21 protein-coding genes are annotated in these 23,018 nt (G+C 70.1%); 10 read left to right on the plus strand and 11 right to left on the minus strand.

The features are described from left to right. Positions 1-19: 19 nt before the first annotated feature. Positions 20-1,621, minus strand: a complete 1,602-nt coding sequence (locus HCC61_RS04095; RefSeq protein ID WP_169133902.1) for an FAD-dependent monooxygenase — start codon at positions 1,619-1,621, stop codon at positions 20-22. Positions 1,622-1,676: 55 nt separating this feature from the next. Here HCC61_RS04095 and HCC61_RS04100 point away from each other — a divergent pair, with 55 nt between their 5' ends. Continuing rightward, positions 1,677-2,381: a TetR/AcrR family transcriptional regulator C-terminal domain-containing protein gene (locus HCC61_RS04100; RefSeq protein ID WP_206322106.1), complete on the plus strand. Its 705-nt coding sequence runs from the start codon at positions 1,677-1,679 to the stop codon at positions 2,379-2,381. A gap of 223 nt (positions 2,382-2,604) precedes the next feature. On the opposite strand, the gene HCC61_RS04105 is transcribed toward HCC61_RS04100, so the two are convergent. From HCC61_RS04105 to HCC61_RS04135, 7 genes are all read right to left on the minus strand, one after another. After that, a complete protein-coding gene (locus HCC61_RS04105) occupies positions 2,605-3,930 on the minus strand; it encodes an MFS transporter (RefSeq protein ID WP_169134486.1) in 1,326 nt (441 codons plus the stop codon). Positions 3,931-4,327: 397 nt separating this feature from the next. Beyond that, complete coding sequence (locus HCC61_RS04110; protein WP_169133903.1) at positions 4,328-5,086, minus strand: GntR family transcriptional regulator; 759 nt, start codon at positions 5,084-5,086, stop codon at positions 4,328-4,330. A gap of 34 nt (positions 5,087-5,120) precedes the next feature. Further along, positions 5,121-6,026: an NAD(P)-dependent oxidoreductase gene (locus HCC61_RS04115; protein ID WP_169133904.1), complete on the minus strand. Its 906-nt coding sequence runs from the start codon at positions 6,024-6,026 to the stop codon at positions 5,121-5,123. Continuing rightward, positions 6,019-6,489: a 4-carboxymuconolactone decarboxylase gene (gene pcaC / locus HCC61_RS04120; RefSeq protein ID WP_169133905.1), complete on the minus strand. Its 471-nt coding sequence runs from the start codon at positions 6,487-6,489 to the stop codon at positions 6,019-6,021. Before pcaC ends, HCC61_RS04115 begins: the two co-directional genes overlap by 8 nt. Continuing rightward, positions 6,489-6,908 (minus strand): cupin domain-containing protein, encoded by a 420-nt coding sequence (locus tag HCC61_RS04125; RefSeq protein ID WP_169133906.1) that lies wholly within the window; start codon positions 6,906-6,908, stop codon positions 6,489-6,491. The genes pcaC and HCC61_RS04125 overlap by 1 nt, the downstream gene beginning before the upstream one ends. Beyond that, positions 6,905-7,858: an NAD(P)-dependent oxidoreductase gene (locus HCC61_RS04130; protein ID WP_169133907.1), complete on the minus strand. Its 954-nt coding sequence runs from the start codon at positions 7,856-7,858 to the stop codon at positions 6,905-6,907. Before HCC61_RS04130 ends, HCC61_RS04125 begins: the two co-directional genes overlap by 4 nt. Then, the gene (locus HCC61_RS04135) at positions 7,855-8,670 is read right to left on the minus strand and encodes an N-acyl homoserine lactonase family protein (protein ID WP_169133908.1); all 816 of its coding nucleotides are present in this window, start codon (positions 8,668-8,670) and stop codon (positions 7,855-7,857) included. The genes HCC61_RS04130 and HCC61_RS04135 overlap by 4 nt, the downstream gene beginning before the upstream one ends. 280 nt (positions 8,671-8,950) lie before the next feature. On the opposite strand from HCC61_RS04135, the gene HCC61_RS04140 reads away from it, so the two are divergent. The 6 genes from HCC61_RS04140 to HCC61_RS04165 all read left to right on the plus strand — a co-directional run bounded on the left by HCC61_RS04140 (position 8,951) and on the right by HCC61_RS04165 (position 15,643). After that, on the plus strand, positions 8,951-10,312 hold the full coding sequence (locus HCC61_RS04140) for an MFS transporter (protein ID WP_169133909.1): 1,362 nt from the start codon (positions 8,951-8,953) through the stop codon (positions 10,310-10,312). Then, entirely contained in the window at positions 10,290-10,655 is a 366-nt protein-coding gene (locus HCC61_RS04145; RefSeq protein ID WP_169133910.1) for a hypothetical protein, read from the plus strand. The genes HCC61_RS04140 and HCC61_RS04145 overlap by 23 nt, the downstream gene beginning before the upstream one ends. Further along, positions 10,652-11,533 (plus strand): alpha/beta hydrolase, encoded by an 882-nt coding sequence (locus tag HCC61_RS04150; RefSeq protein ID WP_169133911.1) that lies wholly within the window; start codon positions 10,652-10,654, stop codon positions 11,531-11,533. The genes HCC61_RS04145 and HCC61_RS04150 overlap by 4 nt, the downstream gene beginning before the upstream one ends. Beyond that, on the plus strand, positions 11,530-12,393 hold the full coding sequence (locus tag HCC61_RS04155; protein ID WP_206322107.1) for a carboxymuconolactone decarboxylase family protein: 864 nt from the start codon (positions 11,530-11,532) through the stop codon (positions 12,391-12,393). Before HCC61_RS04150 ends, HCC61_RS04155 begins: the two co-directional genes overlap by 4 nt. After that, a complete protein-coding gene (locus HCC61_RS04160; protein WP_169133912.1) occupies positions 12,390-13,808 on the plus strand; it encodes an aldehyde dehydrogenase family protein in 1,419 nt (472 codons plus the stop codon). Before HCC61_RS04155 ends, HCC61_RS04160 begins: the two co-directional genes overlap by 4 nt. A gap of 131 nt (positions 13,809-13,939) precedes the next feature. After that, the gene (locus tag HCC61_RS04165) at positions 13,940-15,643 is read left to right on the plus strand and encodes an alkaline phosphatase D family protein (RefSeq protein WP_346777021.1); all 1,704 of its coding nucleotides are present in this window, start codon (positions 13,940-13,942) and stop codon (positions 15,641-15,643) included. 304 nt (positions 15,644-15,947) lie between these two features. Here the strand turns inward: HCC61_RS04165 and HCC61_RS04170 are convergent, their stop codons facing one another. After that, a complete protein-coding gene (locus tag HCC61_RS04170) occupies positions 15,948-17,189 on the minus strand; it encodes a right-handed parallel beta-helix repeat-containing protein (protein WP_169133914.1) in 1,242 nt (413 codons plus the stop codon). 430 nt (positions 17,190-17,619) lie between these two features. Continuing rightward, the gene (locus HCC61_RS04175) at positions 17,620-17,832 is read right to left on the minus strand and encodes a hypothetical protein (RefSeq protein ID WP_169133915.1); all 213 of its coding nucleotides are present in this window, start codon (positions 17,830-17,832) and stop codon (positions 17,620-17,622) included. An 810-nt stretch (positions 17,833-18,642) separates the two neighbouring features. Between HCC61_RS04175 and HCC61_RS04180 the strand changes: the two genes are divergently transcribed. Beyond that, positions 18,643-21,006, plus strand: a complete 2,364-nt coding sequence (locus HCC61_RS04180; protein WP_240968481.1) for a DUF1996 domain-containing protein — start codon at positions 18,643-18,645, stop codon at positions 21,004-21,006. Positions 21,007-21,094: 88 nt separating this feature from the next. Here the strand turns inward: HCC61_RS04180 and HCC61_RS04185 are convergent, their stop codons facing one another. Further along, positions 21,095-21,526, minus strand: coding sequence for a DUF2000 domain-containing protein (locus HCC61_RS04185; RefSeq protein ID WP_169133916.1), 432 nt, complete (start codon positions 21,524-21,526; stop codon positions 21,095-21,097). Positions 21,527-21,575: 49 nt separating this feature from the next. Between HCC61_RS04185 and HCC61_RS04190 the strand changes: the two genes are divergently transcribed. Both HCC61_RS04190 and HCC61_RS04195 read left to right on the plus strand, forming a co-directional pair. Beyond that, complete coding sequence (locus HCC61_RS04190; RefSeq protein WP_169133917.1) at positions 21,576-22,385, plus strand: AraC family transcriptional regulator; 810 nt, start codon at positions 21,576-21,578, stop codon at positions 22,383-22,385. 145 nt (positions 22,386-22,530) lie between these two features. Continuing rightward, positions 22,531-22,824, plus strand: a complete 294-nt coding sequence (locus HCC61_RS04195; protein WP_169133918.1) for a hypothetical protein — start codon at positions 22,531-22,533, stop codon at positions 22,822-22,824. Positions 22,825-23,018: the final 194 nt, after the last annotated feature.

A 23,018-nucleotide genomic window follows, 5' to 3' on the forward strand; every position in this document is an offset into this window, starting at 1 on the left:
CGACGGCCGGGCCCCACGCTCAGGTGCTCCGCACCGGGGCGGACCTCGCCAGCACCTGGTCCAGGACCTCGGTGAGGAACCGCCCCGGTTCCGGGACGGACGTCGTCTTCCGCATCGCGACGATCCCGTCCGGGCGGACGAGCAGGGCCCCTTCGGCGGGAAGCCACGGGACCGGGACGCGGTGCGCGGGAAGTCCGGCGTCCGCCGCGGCGGTCAGCCAGTCTTCGCCCGCGGTGCCCGCCAGCAGGGTCCACCGGGACGCCACCAGGTCGAGGGTCGAGACCCCGTCGATCCACGCGTGGGGCACCCGTGAGCCCGGTGAACCGTCCAGCACCGCCACCAGGTCCACCGTGGACGGGAGTTCCGGCTGCGGATCGACGACGGCAGCCGAGTCGTACCGCTGGCCGAGGTGCACGACCGGTGCTGCCCACACTCCCGCCGCCGCCCTTGCGGCGTCGGCCTCGGGTCCGCGTCCCCAGTGCAGTTCCGGGTCGGCGAGCCGGCGCCTCGCCTGGTCCAGCGTCGCCGCGGCGACAGGTTCACGCTCTTGTGCGTAGGTGTCGAGCAGGGCGGCGCCTGCCTCGCCCTTGTGCACGGCGGCCAGTTTCCACGCCAGGTTGTGCGCGTCGGCGACGCCGGTGTTGAGGCCGAACGCGCCCAGGGGTGACACGGTGTGCGCGGCGTCGCCGGCGAGGAACACGCGCCCGACCGCGAAGCTTTCCGCCGCGGCGCTACGGGGACGCCACGGGAGCACGCTGCGCACCTCGACATCGAGACCGGGATCGCCGACCGCCGTCCGTACGATCGCGGCGCAGCGCTCGGGCGTGAAGTCCTCGGGGCGTTCGCCGGCGTCGACGTCGCAGGCCACGTGGAAGACCCAGTCCGTCTCGCCGTCCACGGTGGCCAGCAGGCCGGGTGCCTCCGGCGTGGTGATGGTGCAGGTGGCGAAGGACATGCCCCGCAGGTGGGGCCGGAGGTCGGCGCGGAACAGGATGTTGATCATCGACTTGCCGAGGTCGCCCGGACCGGACGTGCCCACGCCGAGGGCGCTCCGCACGGTGCTGTGCGTGCCGTCGGCGGCGACCACGTACGCGCAGCGCAGGGTGTAGCGGCCGTCGGGTCCCTCCAGTTCGACGTCGGCCCCGTCGGCGTCCTGCCCGATGCCGACCAGGCTGGTCGACCAGCGCAAGTCCGCCCCGCGGCGCGGCAGTTCGGCTGCCACGACGGCGTCGAGCCGGTCCTGGGCGCAGACGCCGCGCAGCCGGAACGGCGTCACGTCCGGCTCGTCGGCGGACGGCGCCGGCATCGGCACGCTCACGACATCGCCCGCGCCCATCTCGACGACGGTCCGCGCCACCGCCTTGCCCGCGGCGCCCCGGAGGTCGACCGCGGCGGCGTCCACGGCGGTGTCGAGCCCGAGTTCGCGGAGGATCTCGACGGTGCGCGGTCCGATGCCGGTGGCGCGTGGGTGGACCGACGGCCCCGACCGGCGTTCCACGAGCACCGCGTGGACGCCGTGATGGGCGAGCAGCGCCGCGGTGAGCAGGCCGACGCTGCCGCCTCCGACCACGATCACCGGCACTTCTGGATGCACTGCTTCTGGATACGCTGTAGCCACCATAGGCACACCGTAGCCAGAAGGTACGATGCGGGTCAACGAGGAAAGGAACCGCCCGATGACCGAGCCCGTCCCCTCGTCGGTCTGGACCCGGCCGCGCCCCGAGCCGCGTCGACGCGCACCCGGCGTGGAGCAGTACGTGGCCGCCGCGCTGGCCGTCGCGGACGCGGAGGGACTGGCGGCGGTGTCGATGCGGCGGGTCGCGGGCGATCTCGGTTCCGGCACCGCCTCGCTGTACCGGTACATCACCAACCGCGACGAACTGGTGGACCTGATGGTCGACGCGGCGCAGGGCGAGGATCCGCTGCCCGAGTCCACCGGGGACTGGCGTGCCGATCTGGGGGCGGTCGCCCACGCGTTGCGGGCGACGCTGCTGCGGCACCCCTGGCTGGCGGGTGAACTGGCGGGCAGGCCCGCGCTCGGCCCCAACTCGCTGCGGCGGTCCGAGTCCGCGCTGCGTGCCGCCGTCGCGCTCACGCCCGACATCACGCCGGCCTCGCAGGCGCTCGGCGTGGTGCACGCGTACGTGCTGGGCTCGGTCGCGGCCCAGCAGGCCCATCGGCGCGCGGAGCAGCGCACCGGCCTGACCGAGGAGGAGTGGCAGCGCAGCGTCGGTCCCTACATCAGCGAGGTCCTCGCGGCGGGCGAGCACCCGATGCTCGCCCGCCGCGTACACGAAGCCGAGGAACAGGACCCGGACGCCGAGTTCGCGTTCGGCCTGGACTGCGTGCTCGACGGGCTCGCGGCCCGGCTGCGCCGCTGAGTGGTCGGCGCGGGCGGCGGTCCCGTCCACGGCGGAGGCGCGATCCTCGCCGACGGCGGGTGGAGGGCCGGTACGAGGAAAACCGTGGACCGCCGGGCAGCTAAGCCACCTGGCGCTCTTACCAGTCCGGCAGCATCGGAGAGTCGGAGGCACCTCGCCCGGCCCCAGCGGCTCTGGCGGAGGTTCGCGCCACCGCCCGGGAAGCTCCGAAGTCGCCCCGGAATCAGGCCCGGTAGTGGCGCAGCGCCGGCATCGCGAGCGCCAGGGCCAGCATGGTGACGACGACGAGAAGGCCGCCGGCGGTGACGGCCGTGCGCGTGCCCAGGGCGGCGCCCGCCATGCCGTGCACCAGGTCAGCCACTCGCGGGCCACCCGCCACCACGACCGTGAACACCCCCTGCATGCGGCCCCGCATGTCGTCGGTGGCCACGGACTGGAGGATGGCGCCGCGGAAGACCATGGAGACCATGTCGGCGGCGCCGCCCGCCACGAGGAAGCCGACCGCCCAGTAGAGGCTCGGGCTCAGGCCGCTGCCCGCGACGGCGATCCCCCAGGCGACCACGGCTGCGATGACCATGACGCCGTGGTTGCGTGCCCGGGAGAAGGTCCCGGAGAACAGCCCGCCCACGACCGCACCGATAGGGATCGCCGCGAACAGCAGGCCCAGGGCGAGGCCTTCGCCCCACGGCGAGTAGGTCGTGGCGGCGAGTTGGGGGAACAGGGCGCGGGGCATGCCGAAGACCATGGCGACGATGTCGGCGACGAAGGAGAGCAGCAGGACCCGGCTGGCGGTGATGTACCGGAATCCGGCCGCCACTTCACGCCAGCCCGCGCGCCGCGGAGCCGCGGCCGCGGTCCCGGTCCCGGTCCCGGTCCGAGTCCCGGTTCCAGTCCGAGTCCGACTCCCGGTTCCGGTACCCGCCTCCGTCGCGGTCCCAGCCTCCGTCCCGGTCCCGGTCCCGGTCAGCGGCGGCAGGGCGGGCAGCCGCCACACCGCCCACAGCGCCGCGCACAGTCCCACCGCATCGATCAGATACAGCTCCGGCAGTCCGACGACGGGGATGAGCGCACCGGCCAGCAGGGGGCCGAAGACCATGCCGGTGGATCCCACGGTCGACATCAGCGCGTTCGAGGCGGGCAGTTCCTCCAGGGACACGAGCCGGGCGATGGAGGCGCTGCGGGTGGTCTGGTTGATGCCGAAGAACGCCTGCTGTGACGCCAGCAGCAGAATCAGCAACAGAACCGAATCGGCGCCGGTGGCCGCCTGCACCCAGAACAGCAGCGAGGTGACGGCGATGCCCGCGTTCGTGACGAGCAGCAGCTTGCGCCGGTCCACGGTGTCCGCGATCGCGCCGCCCCAGAGCGCGAAGAGTACGAGCGGGATCAGCCCGGCGAAGCTTGCGTAGCCGACCCAGGCCGAGGAGCCGGTGATGTCGTACACCTGCTTGGGCACGGCCACGGCGGTCAGCTGGCTGCCGACCGCGGTGACGGCCGTGGAGAGCCACAGCCGGCGGAAGGGCAGGTGGCGCAGCGGGCGGGTGTCCATCATCAGCCGCCGCCAACCGGCGCGCGGCGGCAGGTCGTTGACGGGTAGGTCGTTGACCGGCAGGTCGTTGACGGGTAGGTCGTTGACGGGCGCGTCGGTGCCCGGCGGATCGTCGACCGGCGCGTCCCGGGCCGCCGGGAGATCCCGCCCGGCCTGCCTGCCCTCCGCCCGCGCGGTGTCCTCGCCTGTGGTCTCCGCGCCGTCCACCGCAACTCCGGTTCCTGGTACATCTACTCGGTCGCGGACCAGTATCACCCGCCGCTCCCGGCGCGGTCACCGCGGATTCGCCGCCGGACCGGCCGCCCCCGCAGCCTGGGCCACCTGTGAGCTGGGAAGTCCGGCCCTACCCGGCCTGCACGTAACCCGGCCTGCACGTCGGGGCGTTCGCCCACAGAGCGTGCTACGAGGACGCCTGCTCCGTGAGCCCGGCGCCGGCTTCCTCACGGTCCGGGCCGGTCCGGCTGAGCGCGTCGGTGGCGGTCTGCGCCGCCCGCCGGATGTGGTGGGCGTACGCGCTGACTGCTGCGGCGGCGTCCCCGCCGGACACGGCCGCCGCGACCGCACGCAGCTCCTGGGCGGCGACTTCGCCACGGCCGGAGGTCGACATCGACGTCGCCCGCAGCTGGGTCACCCGCGCCTGGATGCTGCCGATGACCTCCTTCAGCACGTTCGAGTCCGCGCCCTCCAGGAGCACTTCGTAGAACCGGTCCTTGACCGTCAGGGTCCGGCCGATCGGCAGACCGGCCTCGACCGCCTCGGCGAACTCCTCGACGGCGACCTCCAGTCGGAGGCGCTGGGCGCGCGACGCGCGCTCGGCGAACTGGCGCACCAGCATGCATTCGAGCTTCTCGCGGATCTCGTATATGTCGCGCGCATCCGAGATGTCGACCGTCGAGACCGTCGCGCCGCGCTGCGGGACGCACGTCACCAGGCCCTCGCTGGAAAGCGTCTGAAGCACCTCGCGGATGGTCGCCCGCGACACCCCGTAGGACTCGACGAGCTCCCGCTCCACCAGCCGCTGACCGGGCGAGAGGGTCAGATCGCGGATCGCGTCGCGCAGGGCCGTCGTCACCTTGAGACGGACGGTCGCTCCGTCGGCGCCGGCCGACGGCTCAACCGGCCGCCGGACCTTGGTCGTTCGCTCGGGAGCCTTGGGCACGGATCCACCCCCTTCACCACCGAAAGCCAACATCCTACCCGTGGCGTGCGGACATCCAGCGGGCGATCTCAGTGTGGTCGGCGTCCGCCTGGAGCTCCTCGGCCGCCGCTGCCCACTGCTCGATCGCCGCGTCCGTGAGCTCGGTCGAGGAGCCCACCTCCCTGGCGAGCGAGGCCGCTATGCGCATGTCCTTGACGAGCAGCCGGAGTCCGAAGCCCGAGTCGAAGGTCTCCGGGAGCACGAACTTCGGGTACTTGGTCTCGGTCGAACCGCTGCGCCCGCTGGAGGTGTTGACGATGTCGATGAGCAGCGCCGGGTCCAGTCCGAACCGCCTGCCCGCCTCGATGCCCTCCGCGGTGATGAGCAAGTGAGTCGCCGACAGCAGGTTGTTGATCGCCTTGGCCGCGTGACCGGCCCCGACTTCGCCGGCGCGCTGCGGTGTGCCCATCAGCGACAGGACCGGGAGCAGCCGCTCGAACTCCTCCTCCGGGGCGCCCACCATGATCGTGAGCGATCCGTCCACGGCCCGGATCACTCCGCCGGAGACCGGGGCGTCAATGAACCGTATGTCCCGCGCAGCCAGGAGATCCGCCAGCCTGCGGGTCGACGTCGGTTCCGAGGAACTCATGTCGATCACCGTGGTCCCGGCCGCCAGCGAGTCGCCGATGTCGTCGACTACCGCCTCGACGGTTCGCGAGTCGGGCAGCATCAGGATGACCGTCCGGGCGCCCGTCACCGCTTCCGCGGGCGTCGCGACCGCCGTGCCCCCGGCCGCCGCGAGCTTCTGCCGCGGGGCCTGCGAGACGTCGAAGCCGACGACGCCGTGGCCGCCGCCGATCAGGCAACTCGCCATCGGCATGCCCATCTTGCCCAGGCCGATGAACGCGATGACGCCCGCGCCCGCTGCGGATTCGGCGTCCTGTGGAACGGGCTCAGCCATCGCCGTTCACCTCGTTGATCACTCGCTCCGCCACGCGGAAGGACTCGAGCGAGGCCGGTACGCCTACGTAGACGGCGGTCTGGAGCAGCACCTCCTGGATCTCCTCCTCGGTGACCCCGTTGGTGAGCGCCCCGCGCACGTGAACGGCCAGCTCGTGCCCGCGGTTGAGCGCCGTGAGCATGGCGAGGTTGATCATGCTGCGGGTCCGCTTGTCGATGCCCGGCCGGGTCCACACCGCGCCCCAGCAGTACTCGGTGACCAGTTCCTGCACCGGACGGGCGAAGTCGCTGACTTCCTCCAACGACCGCTCGACGTGCTCGGCGCCGAGAACCGCCTTCCGCATCCGGAGGCCGGCGTCGTAGACGTCGTCGCGTGTGCCGTCCTCGCGTGTGCCAGGCTCGCGTGTGCCGTCCTCGCGTGTGCCGTCCTCGCGTGTGCCGTCCTCGCGTGTGCCGCTGGACATCAGCGCTCTCCTTCGCTCTGCGGGGCCTCTTCGCTCTGCGGGGCCTCGTACTCCTCTTGGGAGACCTCCTCGGCCCAGACCGTCGTGCCGAGCGAGATCGCGGTGTGCACCATGTAGGAGTCCGGCGCGGCCCCGTGCCAGTGCCGCTCGCCGGGCGGGCACCACACCGTGTCCCCGGCGCGTAGCCGCCGGATCCCGTCGGCGTCCGTGCACACCACGCCCTCGCCCGCGAGCACTTGAAGGATCTGTCCGCGCTCGTGCTCGTGCCAGAAGGTGCGCGCACCGGGATTGAAGTTCACCGTGTTGACGACCACTCCGTCGGTGGCGGGCATCACGAGATAGGAGTTCACCGAGCCGGTGAACTGTGACCCCGACTTCGTTCCCATGCCGTGCTGTTCGGTGCCGTGTATGAGCTTCATTTCCCGTTCCTTCCGGTGTCGTGGTCCTTGTCGTGGACCCGGACGCCGCCAGAGAGGTCGCCGATCGCGTCGACGACGGTGTTGCTGATCACGTCGGCGTAGCCCAGCTGCAATGCCGTGCCGAAAGAGGAGACGGCGGCCGCCGAGTTGGGGCTGGCGACACCCAGCCCGGCCACCAGATCGACGTAGGCGAGCACGTCCTTCATCATCAGGGCGTTCGTCAGGCCGCCCTTGAGGTAGTCGCCCTCGATGATCTTCGGGAAGCGCTTCTGGGTGGCGAAGTTGACCCCCGAGCTGACGTTGATCGCGTCGAGCAGGACCGTGAGGTCCAGCCCGGCTTTGCGCCCGGCCACCATCACCTCGGCCGTGGCCGACAGGGCGATCGCGTTGAGGAAGTTGTTCAGCAGCTTCGCGGTGTGCCCGGCCCCGACCGACCCGAGCCGGAAGACGTTGGTGGCGAACGCGGAGAAGACCGGCGCGAGTCGGTCGACCGTGGCCTCCGGTCCGCCCACCATCAGGGTCAGCTCACCGGCCTCGGCCGCTGCCGCACCGCCGGAGACTCCGGCGTCGACCAGCTCCGCGCCCTTGTCCGCGAGCTTCGGCGAGAGCGCGATGGTCGAGGCGGGCTCCGAGGTGCTGAGGTCGACGACGACCGTCTCGGGCCGTACGGCGTCGATCAGGCCGTCCGCGCCGTGCATCACCTCTTCGACGGTCCGCGAGGACGGAAGCGACAGCAGGATCGTCCGGCAGCGGCGAGCGACCTCGGCGGGCGAAGAAACACGCTCTGCGCCCTCGGGGCCCGAGGTGTGCGGGTCGTGGCCGACCGCGGTGTGGCCGGCGCGCAACAACCGGGCCGCCATCCGCCCGCCCATGTTGCCCAGGCCGATGCATCCGACCGGGCCGTAGGCGCCTTCCACTCCTGATCCGGATCCGGGTGGCGCGGCAGTCATGAGGTCGCTCCTTCGCCCATGTCCCCGATCACGATTCCGTGACCGGCCAGCTCTCCGTCGAGGGGCCGGTGGCGGTGCATCACGTCGGGGTCGTGTCCGGGCAGCACGATCGCCTGCTGGTTCTCTATGAGCGAGCGCAGCAGGTCGAATCCGCGGTACATCCGGTCGAGATCGTCGACGATGCTGAACGGCCTGTCCCGCTCGATCTCCTCGTAGTAGTGGGCCGCGTCGCTGGCCAGCACCACCAGGCCCTCGCCGGTCGGGACGGTCAGGATCGACTGGCCGTGGGTGTGACCGCCGACCTCGATCATCTCGATGCCCGGCGCGATCTCCGTGCGCCCTTCGAAGACCTCGACCCGGCCCTCCGCGTCGGCCTTCTCCAGCTCGGCGAGTTCGGCCGCCTCGCAGGCGTGATTGAACATGAACCGGTCCGCCGTGGGTCCGCGCCAGAAGTCCCGCTCGGAGCGGGCGATCCTGATGCGCGCGGCCGGGAAGGACGTGAGGTTGCCTATGTGGTCGTAGTGCGCGTGCGTGATGGGCAGCAGGCCGACGTCTGCGGCGTCGACCCCCGCCCGCGACAGCAGCCGGACAGGATGCACCAGGTGCCCGCGACCGCGGTTGCGGCCGCCCGACTCCCCGTAGCCGGTGTCCACCACGACCGTGCGCCTGTGGTTGCGCACGACCCACACGTAGTAGTCCATCTGTATCGGGGCGTCGGGCTCGTCGTACAGGTGGTAGTTGAGGAAGACCTGCGCGCGGCTGGTCGTCCGCGATGCGTATCGCAGCGCGAGCACCTCATAGGTGTCCGTCATTGCCCACCTCCTCCGCCGCAGAGTTTGTCTGACAAAAATTCGTGACGCAAGACGGGTTCTCCACGTGACGGCAGGTCCCGCGGTTCGCCGCCCAACGATCGCATTTCCACGGGCCGTTACGCCCCTTCTGTCATGATTAGCCCACTGTTTAGGACGGAGAAAAGAGGGAGGATCACGGTCAGGAGCGCGTGCCCGACAAAGGGTTGACAGCGCGGAAGCCGGCATCCACGATGTCCCGCATCTCGAATGTCTGACAATCTCGGGACGGGAAGTGGGAGCCATGGCGAATGCTCAGTCCGGGCCCGATCAGCGCGTGCCCCGGCCGGGGATCACGGCGGAGGACTCCGCCCGGAGCGAGACCAAGCGCAAGGCGGCGACGCGAGGCGCGGTCTACGCCGAGTTCGTCGACATGTTCGACATCTATCTGCCCACGGTGATCCTTACGCCGGCCATGCTCTACTTCAGGCCCAAGGACGTCAGCCCGGGTCTCGACGCCATCATGACGTCGCTCATCTTCGCCACGACCCTGGTCGGCCGTCCGGTCGGCGCCGCGATCTTCGGTCACATGGCCGACCGCCTCGGCAGGCGCAGGACGACGATCCTGTCCGTCGCGGGCTTCGGCGTCGTCACGCTGCTCATCGGGCTGCTGCCCGGTTACGCCGGCATCGGCATCGCGTCCTTCTGGATCCTGATCGCCCTGCGCTTCCTCGACGGCGTCTTCCTCGGCGGCGGCTACACGGGCGCGCTGCCGCTGGCGATGGAGTATTCGCCGAAGGAACGCCGCGGTCTGGTCGGCGGCTTGGTCCTCGCCGCCTTCCCGGCCGCGTACATCGTGATCAACCTGGTCGGTCTGGCCTCGTTCAGCATCTTCACCGTCGGGGACGTCAACTCCAGCTATGTGCAGTGGGGGTGGCGAATCCCGTTCGTCATCGGCGCCCTGCTCGCCGGAGCTCTGGCGCTCTACTACACGAGGAGCGTGTCGGAGTCGGAGATCTGGAAGGTCTCCGAGACCAAGGGGTCGCCTCTCAAGGAGGTGTTCCGCGGCGCCAGTCTGCGGAACTTCCTTCAGGTCTTCCTGATGATGACCGGCTTCTGGCTGACGCAGAACATGGTGACCCTCTTCCTGCCGGCCTCCGCGCTGCCCAAGACCCTCGGCCTGACCGGCACCCAGCTGACCACCACGCTGCTGATCGCCTACTTCTGCCTGGTCTTCAGCTACATCGGTGCGGGCCTGCTCGGCCAGAGGATCGGCCGGCGCACCTTCTTCATGGTCGTCGGGCCGCTGATCGCGGTCGTCGGCTCGGTCCTGCTGGTCGTCCTGATGAACGGCAAGGACGAGTCCTGGGGCTTCATCACCCTGATCGTCTGCCTCTTCTCGATCCTGGTCACCGCGCCGTGGGGCGTCGTGCTGCCCTACATCACCGAGCGCTTCCACACCGGCGTGCGGGCGTCCGGCTTCGGCCTCGGCTTCAGCGCCTCGGTGGTCATCCCCTCGTTCTACGCCTTCTACCTCACCGGGCTGGAGAGCTTCATGTCGCCCACCGCCGCCGCGGTCACGCTGCTGGCCGTCGGCGGACTGCTCGGCGGCATCGGAGGTGCGCTCGGTCCGGAGACCAAGAATGTCGACTTCACGACCGACTGAGTCCGTGCTCGACCGGCTCGCGTCGGCCGCGGTGTCGGGTGCCGACGCCGAACTGGACCTGCTGGCCCGGTTCGGTCCCGTCGCCGTCGTGATCGACTGCGACGGCGAGCGCCGCGTGGTCCGGCTCGGCCGTCCGTCCGAGCACTCGGACGAGGTCACGCTCCGCGGAACGGCGGCCGACTGGACGGCGCTGCTGGACCCGGCGCCGTCGCCCGGACTGCACGATCTGCTCTCGCTGGGCAAGTCCGCGACGACCTTCACGGTGTCGCCCTCGCTGGAGGTGCTCGTACGGAACCTGCGGATCCTCAACCGGTTCGTCGAGGTCGCCCGGGAGACGGCATGACGGCCGGCGTTCACGGCCGAGCCGAGTTCGAGGCGGTCACGGGCGGATATGTGACGCTGACGATCGACGGGCGGGACTGCCGGATCTACGTCGAGCGTGCCGGCGAGGGCGTTCCCGTGCTGTGCCTGCACACCGCGGGCTCCGACTCCCGGCAGTACCGGCACATGCTCGCCGACCCGCGGCTGACGGAGCGCTGTCAGCTGAGCGCCTTCGACCTGCCCTTCCACGGCAAGTCCTCGCCGCCGGACGGCTGGTGGCGCGAGGAGTACCTGCTCACCCGGTCCCGCTACGTCGAGACGGTGCGCGCCGTCGTCGCCGGTCTCGGCCTGGACCGGCCGATCGTCGTCGGCTGTTCCATGGCCGCGTCGCTGGTGCTGCACCTGGCGCTCGAACACCCGGAGGAGTTCCGGGGCGTGCTCGGCTTCTCGGGCGCGGCGAAGGTACCGGGCCGCTTCATGGACTGGTCGATGCGCCCGGACATCAACGCGCACCAGTCGATTCCGTCGTGGACGTACGGCCTCATGGCGCCGCAGAGCCCTGAAGGCGCCCGCCGCGAGGTGTGGTGGACGTATGCCCAGGGCGGGCCCGGCGTCTATCGCGGAGACACCTACTTCTATTCCGAGGACTCGGACCTGACCGGCCGGATCGCCGATATCGACACCGACCGCTGCCCGGTGCACCTGTGGACGGGCGAGTACGACCATGCCTGCCGTCCCCAGGACACCCTGGAGACGCTCCGGCTCAATCCCGGAATCGTGGGGGGCTCCTTGCCGGGCATCGGCCACTTCCCCGTCGCCGAGAACTATCCCGCCGTGGCACCGCTCATCCGCCGCACCTTGAACGAAATCGCCGATCACGTCCCCGGGAGGGCAACTTGACCGCCGAGCGCCGCACGTCCTCGTCGACGCAGGACCACGCCGACGCCAACGCCAGCGCCAACGCCGGCACCAGCACCAGCACCAGCACCAGCACCAGCACCGACGCCAACGGCTCGAAGTTCGAAGCCGCCAAGGCCAGGTTCATCGAGGAGCGCGGCAGCTGGAGCCCGGCGTGGGACGCCGTGGGCCGGCTCGACCCGGACTTCCTCGACGCATATCGCCGCCTGTCGATGACACCGCTGCGCAAGGGCCATCTCGACCCCAAGACCCAGGAGTTGGTCTTCCTCGCGGTGGACGCGAACGCCACCCACATGTTCACCGCCGGCGTCGAGCCCCATCTGCGCAAGGCACTCGAACTGGGGGCAACCCGCGAGGAGTTGATGGAGGTTCTCGAACTCATCGCGACCCTCGGCATCCACGCGATGAACATCGGAGTGCCGATCCTGGTGGACGTGCTCAAGGAGACCGGCCGATACGAGGGGCCGGCGCCGCTCGGCGAATACCAGCAGCGGCTCAAGGACGAGTTCACCGAGAGCCGCGGATACTGGCACTCGTTCTGGGACGAGATGCTCGAACTCGACCCGGAGATGTTCGAGGCGTATCTGGAGTTCTCCTCGGTGCCCTGGCGGACCGGGGTTCTGGAGCCGAAGGTGAAGGAGCTCATCTACATCGCCTTCGACACGGCCGCGACACACCTCTACGAGCCCGGCCTGCGGCTGCACGTCAAGAACGCCCTCGGCCATGGCGCCACCGCCCAGGAGATCCTCGAGGTGATGGAGATCGCCAGTACCCTCGGCATCCACGGCACGATGACGGCCGCCCCCATCCTGCTCCGCGTCACGGAGGAGGAGAAGGCATGACAAGGACAGTCGGCCACTGGATCGCCGGATCGTTCGTCGAGTCCGGCGGCGAAGTCCAGGAGATCCGGAGCACCGTCAGCGGCCTTCCTCATGTCGCCGTCGCCACAGGCACCGTGGCCGACGTCGACGCGGCGGCGGAGGCGGCCGCCGCCGCGGCCGCCGGCTGGCGATGGTTCACCGCCGCCGACCGGGGCCGGCTGCTGCGCGACATCGCGGGCGGGATCCGCGCGAACGCCGAGGAGCTGGCCGGGCTGGAGATCGCGGACACCGGGAAGGTGCGTACGACCGTCCTCGGCGAGATCGAGAACTCGGCCGCCTACTTCGAGTTCTACGCCGGCCTTGTGAACCTCCCGGTCGGTGACGTGCTCGATGTGGCCCCGGACCAGCACGTCTTCACCCGGCGCGAGCCCTTCGGGGTGGTCGGCGTGATCACCCCGTGGAACCTGCCGCTCAACCAGGCCGCTCGCGCGATCGCTCCGGCTCTCGCCGCGGGCAACACCGTGGTCTGCAAGCCGGCCGAGCCGACATCGCAGACCACCGTCGCGCTGGCTCGGCTGGCCTCCGGGTGCGGCTTGCCCGAAGGGGTCTTCAACGTGGTCTGCGGGTCCGGCCCGGTCGTCGGCGAGGCGATCGTCAGGCACCCTCTGGTCCGCAAAGTGGCCTTCACCGGGAGCGTCGACGTCGGCCGGACGATCGGCCGGATCGCCGCTGAGAGGATCATCCCGCTGACGCTGGAGCTCGGCGGCAAGAGCGCCAACATCGTCTTCGAGGACGCCGACCTGGACGCCGCCGCAGGCGAGGCGGTACGCGCCTTCGTGACGAACGCGGGCCAGGTCTGCTCCTCGGGCACCCGGCTGCTGGTGCAGCGCTCGATTCACCACGAGTTCGTCGGCAAGGTCGCCGAACTGCTCCACTCCATACGGGCAGGCGAGCACTACGGGCCGATGATCACCTGGGACCAGTTCGAGAAGGTCAAGAACTACCTGAACCACGCGGCGTCGTCGGGCCGGCAACCGGTCGTCGGCGGCCGCCCGGCTGACGACGCCGAACTGGCCGAGGGCGCCTATGTAGAGGCCACGCTCTACGCCGACGTCGACCCCGACGACAAGCTGGCGCGCGAGGAGATCTTCGGCCCGGTCCTGGTCGCCATCCCCTTCGACACCGAGGAGGACGCGCTCCGGATCGCCAACGACTCCGAATTCGGTCTCGCCGGAGCGGTCTTCAGCCGCGACATCTCCCGCGCGCTTCGAGTGGCCGAGCGGATCGAGGCCGGGCAGATCGGGGTCAACACCTGGGTCACGGGGCGCGTGGAGACACCCTTCGGCGGCTACAAGAACTCCGGCTACGGCCGCGAGAAGGGCATCGAGGCGCTCAACCACTACTCGCAGCTCAAGTGCGTGATCGTCAGACTGTGAAACCGTCCACGGGCCCTCGTGATCCGCTGATCCGCTCGCTCGTCCCGGCCGTTCGACGCTCCTTGTGACGCCAATCGCCGGGCACCGGATAACGACTGGTTTATGCATGTACGGGGGTAATGTCCGGTGCCGTGACCGATGGCAGGGCCGCCCCCCAGGACCCCGCTCCCGAAGGCCGATCCGCTCATACCCCCCGGCGCCGCACCGTCGCCGTGGCCACCGCGGCGACCGCCGTGCTGCTGCCGCTCAGCAACGGCCTCATCGGCGCACAGTCGGACGAAGGCCCCGCCTTCCTGCACGGTGTCGCCTCCGGTGACCCGCTGCCCGACGGCGTTCTGCTGTGGACCCGGGTCACCCCCTCCCGGGAGGCCGTACCCGGTTCCGGAAAGGGAGCACCCGTCCATGTGACCTGGGAGGTCGCGGAGGACGAGCAGTTCACCACCGTCGTCGCACGGGGAAGGGCGAAGACCCGTGCCGCCGCCGACCACACCGTCAGGGCCGACGTGCGCGGGCTGCGCCCCGACACCACGTACTGGTTCCGCTTCAGCACCGGCACGGTCCGCTCGCCCCACGGGCGCACGCGTACGGCCGGCGCCGAGAACGCCGCGGTCCCCAACCTCCGTTTCGGCGTGGTCTCTTGCTCCCACTACGAGAGCGGCTACTTCGCCGCCTACCGGCACCTGGCCGCCCGCACCGACCTGCACGCCGTCCTCCACCTCGGCGACTACATCTACGAGTGCGGCACGGGCGAGTACGCCTCGGCGGGGAGGATCGTCCGCAAGGTCCAGCCCGAGAACGAGGCCGTCACCCTTGCCGACTACCGCGGCAGGCACGCACACCACAAGCTCGACCCCGACCTTCAGGCCATGCACGCGGCGCACCCCGTGATCGCCATGTGGGACGACCACGAGTTCGCGAACAACGCCTGGTCCGGAGGCGCCGCGAACCACACGTCCAAAGCGGGGGCGCCTCACGGGCCGGCAGGCCGAGGGGAAGAAGAGGACTGGGCGGGACGCGTACGGGCCGCGAAGCAGGCGTACTTCGAGTGGATGCCGGTGCGGCCGTCCACGGAAGGCACCACGTACCGCCGCTTCCGCTTCGGCCGGCTCGCCGACCTGCACGTGCTCGACCTGCGTTCCTTCCGCGACCGGCAGCCGCCCGGCTTCTTCGGCCGCCGGGTCCGCGACGACCCCGGCCGCACCATCACGGGACGCGCGCAGCTGGACTGGCTGAAGGCCGGACTGTCCGGGTCGACGGCCCGGTGGCGGCTGGTCGGCACCTCGGTGATGATCACGCCCCTCGCCTTCGACACCGTGCCCGCCGATACGCTCCGGTCCCTGGAGCGGCTGCTGGGCTCCTCGCTCACTCTCGACGAATGGGACGGCTACACCGACGACCGCCGTGAGCTGCTGACCCACCTCCGCGACAACGGGATCGCCGACACGGTGTTCGTCGCCGGGGACATGCACATGGCCTTCGCCAACGACGTGCCGTTACGGGCTGCCGGCTCGTCGCACCGGGCACCGGTGGCCACGGAGTTCGTCGTCACGTCCGTCACCTCCCCGAACCTCGACGACATCTCGCTGGTCCCCGCCGTCGAGGCCTCCCCCAGGGCGCAGACGGCGATCCGCCGCAGCAACCCCCATGTGCGGTGGCTCGACACGGACTCCCACGGATACGGAGTCCTGGACGTCGACGCCGAACGCGTGCAGATGGACTACTTCGTCCTCTCCGACAAGACGGACCCCGACGCCACCGCCGAGGTGGCGCGCTCCTACCGCACCCTGTCCGGCACGCAGCGGCTGGAGAGGGCGGACGCGCCAGTGCGCACATAGGCGGGGCGCACGGGAGGGCCGTGTACGCGGTGCCGGCCTGAGGATCTCGCCCTCCTACCCGGGCGACGCGGGCGCCGGGCCGCACAAGACGTACGAGCTGTCCTTCGACGCCGCCGAGGGCGACGGCGTACGGATCATCGGCACACCCGGCAGCACGCGGACCTTCACCTCGATCGCGGAACTGGAGGTCTACTTCGGGCAGCGGTGAGCCGGGGCGGGGTGGAATCCGTGCCCGGCCCGGGGCCGGCGGGCCTGTGGAGCAGGCCCGCCGGCGCCGCCGGACGGCGGCCGGTCAGAGCCGGTCTCAGACGCAGATCCCGTTGGGGTCGTCCTTGGGACACACGTTCCCTGTCCAGGTGTTGGCGGTGCCGGCCGTGCCGCCGCCGCTGGTGTCGTCATTGGCGTCCCATACGGCGTTGCCTGTGGCGACGTTGCCGTTGAACACCAGCGGGACCGTCGGCGCCACCGATGAGTTCACCTGGATTCCGTTGTTGCTGCTGCTTCTGATGACGTTGCTGGAGAACGTGCCGGAGCCCAGCGCGCTGACGTTCACGCCGTTGGTGCGGGAAGTGATGATGTTCCCCCGTACGTTCAGTGCGGTGCTGGGGTCCAGCGAGCCGAACTGCGCCGTCACGCTGATGCCGTTGCCGGCGCCGCCGGTGATGGTGTTCCCCTGGATCTGCGCCTGATCGGTGTTCGAGTCGACGAGCACGGCGGTGCCGGCGGGGAGAGCGGAGCTCTTGGTGATCTGGTTCGAAGTCACCTCGGGAGCGTCGGCGTTGACCAGCACGAGGAATGTGGAGCTGTCCGCACTCGTGTTGTTGGTGATGCTCAGCTCTTCCGCGGGGTCGGTGCCGGCCAGGACGCCCTGGGTGTTGACATCCGCGTTGACGTGACCGCTGAACCGGTTCTGGGTGATCGAAGTGAAGTCAGTGCCCTGGCCGCCGCCCAGGAAGATGCCGGTCCCGCCTTGCGGCAGGCTGTTGTTGTTGTCCGTCAGCCGGTTCCGGCGAATCAGCGACGGACTGGAACTCGTGCCGGGGGAACGGAAGTTGATGCCGATCCGGTTGCCGCTGACGATGTTGTTGACGATGGTGAAGCCGCTGCCGCCCGCCAGCGTGCTGATCCCGTCCGCCGTGGAGTTGCGGACGGTGAAGCCGTCGATGGTGACGTCGCTGACTCCGCCGGTGACGGTGAACCCCGTGGACCCCGCCGGAGGCTGGACGATGGATTCCTGCGCGGGATTCGTACGGCCGACGCGTGCGTCCACACCCGCCCGCGCTCCGCGGAAGACCAATGACTTGTTCACCGTCACCGCCTCGTTGAAGGTGCCGGCGCAGACGCGGATGGTGTCCCCCGCTGACGCGGCATCGACCGCGGCCTGAATGGTCGCGTACTGGGGGTTCGGACATGCCGCGCTCGGGGTGCCCACGACGATCACCGCCTGCGCGGCGGCCGGTGGCGATACGGCGAGACCGGCCGCCCAGAGCAGGGCGGCCATGCCGGTACTGAGGAGCGACTTGACGATGGATCTGGTCGAGGCCATTCTTCGTCTCCCTCATGGAGTCTGGGCCTGTTCGCGCCGCCCCTGCCGCCGCCTTGCCGTCGACCGGCCGGACGGAGAAGGGCATGACGGCGCACGCCTCAGCGCCGGTCAGCGCCGGGCAGGGGAAGGCCGAACAGGAATGAGTCCCCCAAGTAATGCGGCGGCTGAACAGCGCGAACAAGAGCCGTGAGGCCCAACCCCTCGAACGACGGAGCGCGCGGAACGGGACGGGCAGTCACATCCAAGAAGTGAGGCGTGAACGCGCCTTCCGCGCCCGCGCGAGGACCGGCGCATAGCGTGTCCGGCCTCCCGGGTTCTGCCTCCGAGGGCCCGCCGTCAGCGGGCGTCGCCGATGGTCCCGGTCGGGGCGGTCACGCCGCGGCGCAGGTGCGGCCATGTCGTATGCACGGCGGGGCAGTCGACCACCCGTCTACTCGACGTCGAAAGAGGACTCCACCGAGAAGTCCTCGTCCTTCAGCACGACTTGATATTCCCCGGGAGAGGTGTCCTTCGGAATGCGGGCGGATTCCGAGAACTCCCCTCCGTCCTTGATTGTGACGGCTCCCAGAGGCGCCCCGAGCGCGGAGCCGTCCCGCAGCATCAACACAGCTCGTATCTCGAACTCTTCGACCTTTCCGCTCACGGTGAACCTCGTACCGGGAGGACCGGAGGAAGGCTTCAGGGTGATGGACTCCCCGTCCGAAGAATGCGGCGGATTCCCCTTGTCGTCGCTCGGCGGAGTGGTCGGAGTGGTCGGAGTGGTCTCGGACGGCTCGTCCGAAGGCTGTGCCTGGGAAGACCGGCCGCCGGAAGCGTCGGTGGGTTCCGTTCCGATTTCCAACACCGACCCCTAGTGGCCGACCGGCTTCACAAGGGGGGAGGGTAATGCAACACCCGGTCGGCGGGCACGAGTTGGGACGAGCCTGACGCGCCCGCGTTCCGGGCGGCAGCCGACGGCCGGCTGCACCGCAGTCATCTCGGCCACCGGGCGGCGTCCGCAGCCATCGGCAACGGACGCTTTCCGTACCGAGATCCCCGGGCCGGACACCGCCGCGGGCCGATGCGTCGACGACGCTGCCGGGGCCGACCGCGGCGTCATCTTGCGGGAATCTCCGAGCAATTCGGCGCAAATCCGCTGTGACGCCGTTCAATCCTCTCGGCGTCGCACTCAGCAGAGCGAAGTGGTACGGCGCCGGAGAGTGCTCGGCCACCACAAAGTTGTTCCATCGGTACGAGACTGCTCTCCGCTCCGACGGGCTGCGCTAGGCTCGCGCCGCCTTCAGGCCCCTCGTAGGCCTTGGCCTTGCACGCGATCAGACCTGCAACTCAATGGTGTTGTCGTTCGCGACGACCTGACCCAACGCCATTGTCCTCGAACATCTCGCAGCCCTGGAAACCGGGCTCGCGTAATTCGGGGCGCTGAATGACGCGATATGAGTGGAGTGAAGTCGATATGGGAAGAAAAGGCCACAGACGCTCGCATACGGCGAACAGATCGATAGCGATCGTCGCGGCGCTGGTGGTCGGTGGTGGCGGCGCAGCGGCGATCGGTGTGAGCGCCTTCGCGGGATCGGACGACGCCGCTCCTGCCGCGAGCACGATCGACTGTCCTGATGTGAGCCTCGCACTGGGCCAGGTACCCAAGGGTGCCAAGGAGCCCGTGGGCCAGAAGCTCGCCACTCTCGACCGGCAGGTCGCGCAGGCTTACGGCCAGTGGAACTCCCAGGAGCAGAACTCCGAGGAGGCCCTCGGCCAGTTGAAGCAGCAGCGCTCCGAGACCATCAGGAGCATGGGGCAGGACATCCGGAACGCCGGCGGCCAGGCCCCCGGTGACATGCAGTCCATGGCCCAGTGCCGGATGATGCAGGACCAGGCCACCCAGGACGGCCAGCAGGGCGGAGGCGACGACGGCAAGCAGGTCCAGGGCCCGGTCGCCGAGGACTTCGTCAAGATCGAAGACGTCCAGCCCAACACCTCCAAGGCCGAGGACAAGGGCGGCAGTTTCGAGACGAAGTGCGGCAACAACGAGGAAGAGCACTTCAATTCGGACAACGTGATCGCCGCTCCCGGTGTTCTCAACGGTGCTCACCACGTGCACGACTACGTGGGTAACGAGGACACCAACGCGCGGTCCAGCGACGAGTCCCTCGCCGCGGCCCGCACCACGTGCGCCAAGGGTGACCAGTCGACGCACTACTGGCCCGTGATCCGTTCGCTGGACGGGAACGAGGACCAGCGGGGCGCCGTGCAGGAGGGCGACGTCCAGAAGGAGCAGGGCGGCCAGGACCAGCAGAAGCCGCAGGGCCACCGGACCGGTGAGGACGCCGGTCAGGACCAGGGCCAGGGTCAGGACCAGGGACAGGAGCAGCCGCCCGCCGAAGGCCAGGACCAGGGACAGGACCAGGGACAGGATCAAGGCCAGGATCAGGGCCAGGAGCAGCCGCCCGCCGGGGAGCAGGACCAGGGACAGCAGCAGCCCCCCGCCGAAGGCCAGGACCAGGGACAGGACCAGGGACAGGACCAAGGCCAGGACCAAGGCCAGGACCAGGGCCAGGACCAGGGCCAGGGTCAGGACCAAGGTCAGGATCAGGGTCAGGATCAGGGCCAGGGCGATGACAAGGTCGGCGGCGGCCAGGGTGCCGAGGCCCAGCCTGGTGACGGCGGTGCCAACGACCTCAACGTCGGCAGCATCCTCGACCCCGACGCGACGATCAAACTGACCTCCGGCGGAGCGGACCGGGTGACCGAGATGCCGCGCTTCCTGCGCATCATCACCGGTGACGCCAAGTCCTTCACCAACGGCGACGAGAACGCCAACGCGTCGTGGAGCTGCGAGGGCTTCGAGGACCGTCAGCTGAAGGACAAGTACCCGATCTGCCCCGAGGGCAAGAAGACGATCCGTACGTTCAAGTTCCAGAACTGCTGGGACGGTAAGAACACGGACAGCGGCAACCACCGCGACCACATGAAGTTCTCGGACGACCAGGGCAACTGCCCCCAGGGGTTCCAGAACATCCCGCAGGTGCAGCAGACGATCAAGTACGACATCCCGCAGAAGAATCTGCTCGACACCGATACGCCGTTCGCCGTCGACTCCTTCCCGGAGCAGTTGCACAAGCCGATCACGGACCACAGCGACTTCATCAACGTCATGCCTGAGGACCTGATGAAGGAGGCCGTGGACTGCATCAACGACGACAAGACCTGCCCGGACGACGGCAAGGGAACGGGTGGCGGAAAGGGGAAGGACTCGGACTCGGCGCCGCCCGCGAAGTCGCCGTCGAAGCCGGACAAGCCGTCCTCCAAGCCCGACTCGAAGTCCGGCTCAAGCTCCGGCTCCAAGACCGGCTCGGAGTCGAAGTCCGACTCCAAGTCGAAGCCGGACGCGAAGTCCGGCTCCGGCTCGAAGGAGGGCTCGAAGCCCGAGTCGAGAGCGGACTCGAAGCCGTCCTCGAAGCAGGACGGTTCCAAGTCCTCGACCGCCACCCGCGATGAGCGGTCCTCGGCACCGGACTCGAAGTCGAACGGCTCCATCTCCTCGGCCGCGAAGCGGGACGAGTCGTCCGCTGCCGTGGACCCGGAGCCGGGCTCGAAGCCGGATTCGAAGACGGACGACTCCGCCTCCTCGGCCACGGGCCGGGACGGGCTGTCCTCCGCAGAGGACGAGTCGGCCCAGGTGGCGAAGGACCGGGACGGCGAACTCACCGGCACCGGCTCCGGCACCCCGATCGGCGTGATCATCGGGATCGCCGCCGCGGTGGTGGCCGCCGGTGGCGCCCAGGTGTGGTGGCTGCGCCGAAGGAACACCTTCCGGTGACCGACCTGCCGTGACTCGTCGGCTGTGAACGCCAGGGTCCCGTACTCGCTCGCGACGAGCGGGTACGGGACCTTTTCATGCGCTGCCCTCAGGGATGCATCGAGGCGCCCTTGAGCACCTTGTCCACCGCGTTGCGCGGCCCGTACACGGCGAGACCCACCAGGTCCAGCCGGTCCTTGGGCACGGCCCGTACCGCCGCGCGGTTGTCGCGGTCGTTGCCCGTTGCGAAGAGGTCGGACGTGAACACCGAGAGGTGGAGCGAGCGGGAGAGGGCCCGGCCGTGCGCGGCGGTCAGCGTCTCCTTCGCGCCCCGGAAGACCAGTACGGGCTGACGGAACATCGGCAGATAGGAGGTGCCGTCGGCGTCCGCGTATCGCTCGCCGATCACCTCGGGGAGTTCGGAGCCGAGGCCGCTGACCAGGAACGCGGTCACGTTCAGCCGCTGCCAGGGCTCCAGGTCCTCGCGCAGCAGGACGGCGATCTTGGTGTCGAAGCGTACGGGCGTGTGCTCGGTGGTCATGCTCCGAGACTGACGGCCGTCGCAACGAGCCGTCTTGTACGTTCTTTGCATGGTGGGCCGACCGGAGATCTCCGCATGGCGCCCGCGGGTCCCGGGTGTCGTGGAGGTCTTCCACGCCCGCTTCACCCGGCACTCGTACCCGATGCACGTACACGACGCATGGACCCTGCTGATCGTCGACGACGGCGCGGTCCGCTACGACCTCGACCGCCACGAGCACGGCACCCCGCACGACACCGTGTCCCTGCTCCCGCCGCAGGTGCCGCACAACGGCTCGCCCGCGACCCCCGGCGGCTTCCGCAAGCGGGTGCTCTATCTGGACCTGACCCGGCTCGACGAGAGCTTCATCGGCCCCGCGGTCGACGGGCCCGACCTGGTCGACCCCGTACTGCGGCGGCGCGTGGGACAGCTGCACACCGCCCTCGAGAACCCGGGTGACGAACTGGAGGCGGACTGCCGTCTCGCCCTGATCGGCGAGCGGCTGCGCGGCCACCTGCGGCCGCGGCTCGTCCACCGCCCTCCCGCACGCGACCGCGGCGTGGCTCACAGCCTGCGGGAACTCCTCGACGAACGGCTCCTCCAGGGGGTGGCCCTGGACGAGGCCGCGAAGCTGGTGCACGCCCATCCCACGCACCTGGTGCGGGCCTTCACCGCGGCGTTCGGGATCGCCCCGCACCAGTACCTGATGACGCGTCGCGTCGACCGCGCCCGTCGGCTGCTGCTCGACGGTCGGCCGCCCGGCCAGGTCGCGGCAGCGGCCGGCTTCTACGACCAGTCGCATCTGAACCGGCACTTCAAGCGGCTGGTGGGGATCGCTCCGGGGCGCTACGCCCGTACGGTGACCGCCCACGGGCGGTGATCCCGACGGCGAAGACCGGGACGGCGGGCGCGCGGGGCGCGGAACGGCGCGGCGCGGCGCGGGAGATCACGGCACGTCCGTTGAACCGCACGCGACAGGACCGCGTCTTCCCTCGCACAGCCACCACCCCCGCAGGAGAACTCCCGTGACCGACAAGGACGTTGAAGAGACCGGCGAGCGGATCCAGGCATACGCCCCGGAGCCCTGGTGGGCGGATCTGGGGACGTGGGGCGCGGTCGCGCTGATCGTCCTCGGGGGTCTCGCGGCGGGCTGGGTCTTCTTCCGGCTGCCCGGCACCCCGGAGATGCCGGCGACCGGCTACTACCAGTCCGCCAAGGTCATCGCCATCGGCCTCGTGATCGCGGGAAGCGCCCTGCTGGGCCGCCGTCGCGTCCGGGCCACGGCGGGCGGGGAGACGGGCGAGCCGGAGAGCGCCTGACGGCTCCGGCGGGCCGGGCCCGCGCTGCACGGATCCGGCGCCCCGGCCCCCGCTTCACGGCTCCGGCACGTCGCTTCCCTCGCGCGCGGCGGAGACCTGAGCGCACGACGGGCGCCCCCGGCGCGAGCTCCCGTCGACCACCCGCGCCGGGGCGCCGTCACGCCCGGACGGGACCTCTCCCCCGGCCCGGCGCG

The organism is Streptomyces sp. HNM0575 (genome assembly GCF_012726265.1).
GTDB lineage: Bacteria > Actinomycetota > Actinomycetes > Streptomycetales > Streptomycetaceae > Streptomyces.